The 5819-nt window shown below is 65.4% G+C and carries 5 protein-coding genes and 1 pseudogene; 3 read left to right on the plus strand and 3 right to left on the minus strand.

Features of this window, described 5'->3' with window-relative positions:
- From CWO91_RS41290 to CWO91_RS43545, 3 genes and pseudogenes are all read left to right on the plus strand, one after another.
- Positions 1 to 234, plus strand: a pseudogene (locus CWO91_RS41290) (hypothetical protein); the annotation flags it as partial.
- Between the two features lie 93 nt (positions 235 to 327).
- The gene (locus CWO91_RS41295) at positions 328 to 1878 is read left to right on the plus strand and encodes a hypothetical protein (protein ID WP_130221043.1); all 1551 of its coding nucleotides are present in this window, start codon (positions 328 to 330) and stop codon (positions 1876 to 1878) included.
- A 79-nt stretch (positions 1879 to 1957) separates the two neighbouring features.
- A complete protein-coding gene (locus CWO91_RS43545) occupies positions 1958 to 2122 on the plus strand; it encodes a hypothetical protein (protein WP_165406068.1) in 165 nt (54 codons plus the stop codon).
- A 240-nt stretch (positions 2123 to 2362) separates the two neighbouring features.
- Here CWO91_RS43545 and CWO91_RS41300 read toward each other — a convergent pair whose 3' ends face one another.
- The 3 genes from CWO91_RS41300 to CWO91_RS41310 all read right to left on the minus strand — a co-directional run.
- Positions 2363 to 3010 (minus strand): glutathione S-transferase family protein, encoded by a 648-nt coding sequence (locus CWO91_RS41300; protein WP_130221044.1) that lies wholly within the window; start codon positions 3008 to 3010, stop codon positions 2363 to 2365.
- A gap of 197 nt (positions 3011 to 3207) precedes the next feature.
- A complete protein-coding gene (locus CWO91_RS41305) occupies positions 3208 to 4413 on the minus strand; it encodes a CaiB/BaiF CoA transferase family protein (protein WP_130221045.1) in 1206 nt (401 codons plus the stop codon).
- Between the two features lie 115 nt (positions 4414 to 4528).
- Positions 4529 to 5819, minus strand: a 1291-nt coding sequence (locus CWO91_RS41310; RefSeq protein ID WP_130221046.1) for an L-glutamate gamma-semialdehyde dehydrogenase, incomplete at its 5' end; no start/stop codon positions are given.

A 5819-nucleotide genomic window follows, 5' to 3' on the forward strand; every position in this document is an offset into this window, starting at 1 on the left:
GCACCGGCTCCCGCGCCCGCCGCGCCCAAGACCGAAGTCGGCCGCCTGCCGACGATCGAAGGCTGGAGGCTGCGCAACGCCGCCAATGGCGGTGCGCTGATCGAGGGCCGCGACGGCCTCTACGAAGTCTATCCCGGCGATCCCATCCCCGGCGTCGGCCGCGTCGATGCGATCCGCCGCCAAGACGGCCGCTGGGTGGTCGTCACCAGCAAGGGCCTGATCGTCGCGCGCTGAGCGTCCGATATTCGACTTTCGAAGAGGCGCTTCACCACCATGTGAAGCGCCTTTTTGCTTGAATAGGCATCCCCGCGCGGTGTTACTGGAGGCATGAGCCGCGCGTTGCGAATTCTCGTTGCTGTCGCCGCATTGTTAGGCGGCGTCGTTTCGCTTTCGGCGGCGGAGAACGCGCAACTGGCGCGCGGCACCGCGATCACCGATCCTGATCTGTTGCGCCGGCTCGATCAGAGCGACGCGCTCACGATCGCGCGTCTGCTATGGCCGGAGCGGAGCGCCGACGTTCCGCTCACGACCGATCTGCTGTTCTCGTCGCTGCCGCAGCTCAAAGCGATTCCGCCGGCGATCGATGCGGAATTCGACCGCTACATCTCTCGGTACAAGGCGACATATCCGGGCGAGACGATTGGCGTCGGCGACGGTCTTGACGCGCAGTTGTTCGACCTCGCCAATCTGAAATCCCGCGACACGCGTTTCGTGCTCGTCGGCATTGTCAACCGCATGGACCGCGCCTATGTCTCGGACGAGTCCTGCGGCGAGATCCGCTTGATCTACCGTCTCGCGCGTTTCGAGAGCGGGCCGGACGGCGGCAAGACCGCAACGCGCCTGCCGATGACGCTCAATCTGGTGATGAGGGCGCGCGACGCGCGCCAGACGGACGGGAACGACAATCCCATCAGCTGCGCCGAGATCGCGCGGCGCTGGCTCTACAATGGCGACTGGCAAGATTTGATCGGTAGTCGCTTCTCCCCTGATGACGCCATGCTCGATCGTATCGAGACCAACATCCAGGTCTCCGTCGCGCCGAAATCGGCGCTGCACGATTTCCGCTCCGACTATCTGCTCAAGGTGTTCAAGTACGACGCTGCCACCAAGCAGTTCGAGGAATCGACGCTGGAGAACCAGATCGATCGCGACCGGATCCTTGGCGACGACGCGTTGCGGCGCGACTTCAGGGATTGGCTGCTCGCGCCCGAAAATCTGCGCGAGTTCGATCGCGGCACGGTGCTGATCCCCGAGAAATTCCTGGCGACATCTGCGGTGGTGCCGACACCCGCCGGGCTCGATGCCTCCGCCTTGCAGCCGGAGTTCGGCATGATGCAGGGAGAAGGAAAAGCGGAGGGCAGGGACGATCCCGTTTTCAGCGATGACGACGTGGTCGGTGCCTTGAAGCAGGCTGCCGCGCGCGGCATCGATCTGCAGAACGTCCGCTCGGTCGCGGGCTTTCAGCGCCGCCTCAACGACGTCACCTGCGCCGGCTGCCACCAGACTCGCGGCATCGGCGGCTTCCATTTCCCGGGCGTCGACTGGCTCGCAGACAAGCCGTCCAATTCCACCATCGTGCTGGCTTCGCCGCATTTCTTCGGCGACCAGGTCCGCCGCCGCGACATCCTGACCGCATTGGCCGCGGGCAAACGCCCTGATTTCTCACGCGGATTTGCCAGCCGGCCGCAGACCCGCGGTAGCCGCGAGTTGGCCGGGACCGAATATCAGGACGGCTGGGGCGCGCATTGTTCCCTGCAAACTGCGGGATCGGGAACGGCTGACAAGAGTTTTACGTCATGGAGCTGTGCTAAAGGTCTCACCTGTCAGGCTGCCGCGGCCTCGCGCCGCATTGGCATGTGCTTCATCAAGACGCGCTAGCGCGTGATCCGAAAAAGTGTGTAGCGGTTTTTCGAAAAGATCATGCCAAGATAAAGCAACCAAGCGATTTGGATGACCCATGACGGATACGAGCGAGGCCAACAAGCAGCGTAATCGCGAGATCGCGCGCAATGAGGAAGCCAAGCAGGTCACCGGCAGCATCCGCGTCAGCACCTGGGCGGTCGCGATGGCGGTCATCATCGGCGGGATCCTGTTCACGCTCGGCTGGCTGGCGTTGCGGTAAGAGCTCTCTCGACTGAAATTCGGAGCGAGCCGCAGGTTCGCCTCGCCCCGCTTGCGGGGAGAGGCCGACGCGCTCGGCAGCGCACTTGCGCGCCTGAGCGCGCGGGTGAGGGGGGACTCTCCGCGAGTCTCGCTGCCACCGTCCTCGCGGAGACTCCCCCTCACCCCGACCCTCTCAGGGCGAGCGAAGCTCGTCCCGGCCCCGCAAGCGGGGGAGAGGGGAGGAAGAAGAGGAGCTCTCTCACTTCGCGTAATTCGTCATCCGTTTGCCCGGCAGCAGCTCATAGGCCGGCTTCCAGCCGGGCAGGGCCGCCATGCGGCCGAGCCAGGCGTGGATGGCGGGATGGCTCGCGGCGAATTCGAAGCCGTGCTCGTCGCTCGGATAGTGCAGATAGGCCATCATCGAAATATCGGCGACCGTCGGCTTTGCGCCGATCGCGAATTCATTGTGCTGGAGGTGTCCGTCGAGGATGCCGAGGAAGTCCTCGAGCCGCCGGCGAAAATGCTTCAGCACCTGCGGATCGTTTTTCTCGGTGAAGGCGCGCATGAAGCGGTAGGTCGCCATGTAGCCGGTGAGCTTGTGGTTGTCCCAGAACAGCCAGCGCAACAGCTCGAACTTTTCCTCGTCAGTATCGGCGCCGAAACGCCTGTACTGATCGGCAAGCTTGAGCAGGAGCGGTGCGGTCTGGGTCATCTTCACGCCGTCGATTTCGAGCACCGGTATTTCACCCATCTCGTTGACGGCCTTGCGCCATTCCGCCGTGCGCGTGACGCCGCCGCCGAAATCGGTCCAGACCGGCTCGAACGTCTCGCCGCAAAGCGTGAGCATCAGCGCCAGCTTGTAGCTGTTGCCGGATTCGGGGAAGTAGTGCAGGCGATAGCTGGGCATGGGGGCCTCGCGATGACGGATGTTGTGGAGGCAAGCTATCACCTCATCGTCGTCCCGGCGAAGGCCGGGACCCATAACCACCGAATGTGGTTTGGCGAAGACTCGGAGTGACCAGCTTACGCGATAATACCCTCTCTGGAATATGGGTCCCGGCCTTCGCCGGGACGACAGGCGAGCGTGACGCGCGCGCTGCGACCTTACCCCACTGCCCCCTTCGCCCGCAGCTGCTTGATCGCCGCCTCGTCGTATCCCGCCCCGCGCAAAATCTCGTCACTGTGCTCGCCGACGCCGGGTGGCTTGCGCGGCTGGACCTTCCTGGCGCCATCGATCCAGATCGGGCTGTTGATGGTGAGCATGGTGTCGTTCTCGAACGGCACCAGCACCTCGTTGTCGAGCATCTGCTTGTCGCTCGGGATGTCGTCGAGAATGGCGACGACGCCGAACACGAGGCCGTTGCCGTCGAGGATCTTGCGCCATTCGGCGAGATCCTTGGTTGCGAAAGTGTCATCCAGAATCTTGATCAGCTCGACCGAGCGGGCGTGGCGGTCGGCCTTGGTGACGAAGCGGGGATCGTCGACCAGATCCTCGCGCCCGAGGCAGCGCGCCAGCGTCGGCCATTGCCGCTCCTCGTTGAGCAGGGACAGGATCAGCCAGCGGCCGTCCTTGCACTGGTAGTGGTTGGCGACCGCGTTCAGCGCGCGCTCGCGCGGCCGCCGCTCGCCGAACTTGGAGCCGCAGAGTTTCGCCTGCGCCAGCACGCTCGCCGCCCACACCCCGTTCGCCATCAGGTTGGACGCGACATGCGAGCCCTTGCCGGTCTTTTCGCGCTGATAGAGCGCGGTGACGATGGCGCCGTAGAACGCCATCGCGCAGGGGTGGTCGCCCATGCCGGCGACCGAGCGGGCGGGTGTCGTGTGGGTATCGGCGCGGACGAGGTCCATCAGGCCGGAGCGCGCCCAATAGGCATTGCTGTCGAAGCCGGGTTTGTTGGCCTCTTCGCCCTTTTCGCCATAGCCGGTGAAGGAGGCGTAGATCAGTCGGTCGTTGAGATGGGCGAGGTGGTCATAGGTGATGCCGAGCTTGGCGCGCACCGGTGGCGGCATGTTGGTGATGAAGACGTCGGCCTCCGCCACCAGCTTGTAAAGCACGGCCTGCGCTTCCGGCTTGGAGAGGTCGAGCGCGATGCTCTTCTTGTTGCGGGCCTCCAGCAGCCAGGCGAAATTGTGCTCGCCGGTCGGATAGCCCGGAAGGTTCGGCAGATTGCGGTAGGGATCCCCGGTGCCGGGCGGCTCGATCTTGACGACGTCGGCGCCGAAGTCCGACAGCACGGTCGCGGCCGCGGGCGCTGCGATGAAGCTCGCACAATCCAGAACCTTCAGCCCCGCAAAAATGCCCTTTTCCATCGCGGCGTTGCTCCCTCGCTCTTGTCGTTTCCCGCGCGCTGGAATTGGCGCGAGCCCATCATGGGAGCATTAGACCGATGTTTCCGCGGGATGCAACGGCGCCGGGCGCAGGGCCTCACTCCTCCCCCGCAAGCAACGCAGCATTGCCACCGGCCGCCGCGGTGTTGATGGTCACGGTCTGCTCGGTGGCAAAGCGCGCGAGGTAGTGCGGACCGCCGGCCTTGGGGCCGGTTCCTGAGAGGCCGTTGCCGCCGAACGGCTGCACGCCGACCACGGCGCCGATCATGTTGCGGTTGACGTAGATGTTGCCGACCTGGACGCGATCGATGATCGCCTCGATGGTGTCGTCGATGCGGGAGTGGACGCCGAGCGTGAGCCCGTAGCCGGTGCGCTCGATCGCTTGCAAGACACGTTCGAGGGTCTCGGGCCGATAACGGACGACGTGGAGGATCGGGCCAAACACCTCCTCGGTGAGCTGGCCGGCGTCCTTGAGCTCGAAGATGTGCGGCGCGACGAAGCAGCCATCCGGTGCGTGGCCTGCAAAGTGCAGCCGCGCTTCCGTCTTCATCCGCGCGATGTGGGCATCGAGACGCTGCTTGGCCTCGCGATCAATTACCGGTCCGACATGGGTTGCAACGTCGCTGGGATCGCCGATCTTCAACTCGCGCGCTGCGCCTGCGATCATCTCGATCATGCGGTCGGCGACATCGTCCTGCACGAACAAGAGCCGCAGCGCCGAGCAGCGCTGGCCGGCGGAACGGAATGCCGAGGTCACGACGTCGTCGGCGACCTGCTCGGGCAGCGCGGTCGCATCCGCGATCATGGCGTTGATGCCGCCGGTCTCCGCGATCAGTGGCACGATCGGCCCGTCCTTGGCGGCAAGCGCGCGGTTGATGGCGCGCGCCACCTCGGTCGAGCCGGTGAAGACGATTCCGGCGATGTCGGCATGCGCGGTCAGCACGGCGCCGATACGGCCGTCGCCGGTGACGAGATGCAGCGCGCTCTTGGGAATGCCGGCCTCGTGCAGCAGGGCGACGGCCTCGCGCGCGATGCGCGGCGTCTGTTCGGCAGGTTTGGCCACAACGCTGTTGCCGGCCATCAGCGCCGCCGTGACCTGGCCGAGGAAGATCGCGAGCGGAAAATTCCACGGCGAGATCGCGACGAAGACGCCGCGGCCGCGCATGGCGAGCGCATTGCTCTCGCCGGTCGGGCCCGGCATGGCGGCATCAACGCCGAACAGCTTGCGGCCCTGCGCGGCGTAGTAGCGGCAGAAATCGGCGGCCTCGCGCAGCTCGGACAGCGCGTCGTCCAGCGTCTTGCCGCCCTCGGCTTGCAGCAGCGCGATGAAATGGGTGCTGCGGCTCTCCAGCAGATGCGCGGCCTGCTCCAGCGCCGCCGCGCGCGCG

The sequence above is a fragment of the Bradyrhizobium genosp. SA-3 genome (genome assembly GCF_004212635.1).
In the GTDB taxonomy this organism is placed as follows: domain Bacteria; phylum Pseudomonadota; class Alphaproteobacteria; order Rhizobiales; family Xanthobacteraceae; genus Bradyrhizobium.

Excerpts from the sequence above, each read along its gene's own strand:
- CWO91_RS41295 (WP_130221043.1), top strand. The coding sequence starts at position 328 with ATGAGCCGCGCGTTGCGAATTCTCGTTGCTGTCGCCGCATTGTTAGGC.
- CWO91_RS43545 (WP_165406068.1), top strand. The coding sequence starts at position 1,958 with ATGACGGATACGAGCGAGGCCAACAAGCAGCGTAATCGCGAGATCGCG.
- CWO91_RS41300 (WP_130221044.1), bottom strand. The coding sequence starts at position 3,010 with ATGCCCAGCTATCGCCTGCACTACTTCCCCGAATCCGGCAACAGCTAC.
- CWO91_RS41305 (WP_130221045.1), bottom strand. The coding sequence starts at position 4,413 with ATGGAAAAGGGCATTTTTGCGGGGCTGAAGGTTCTGGATTGTGCGAGC.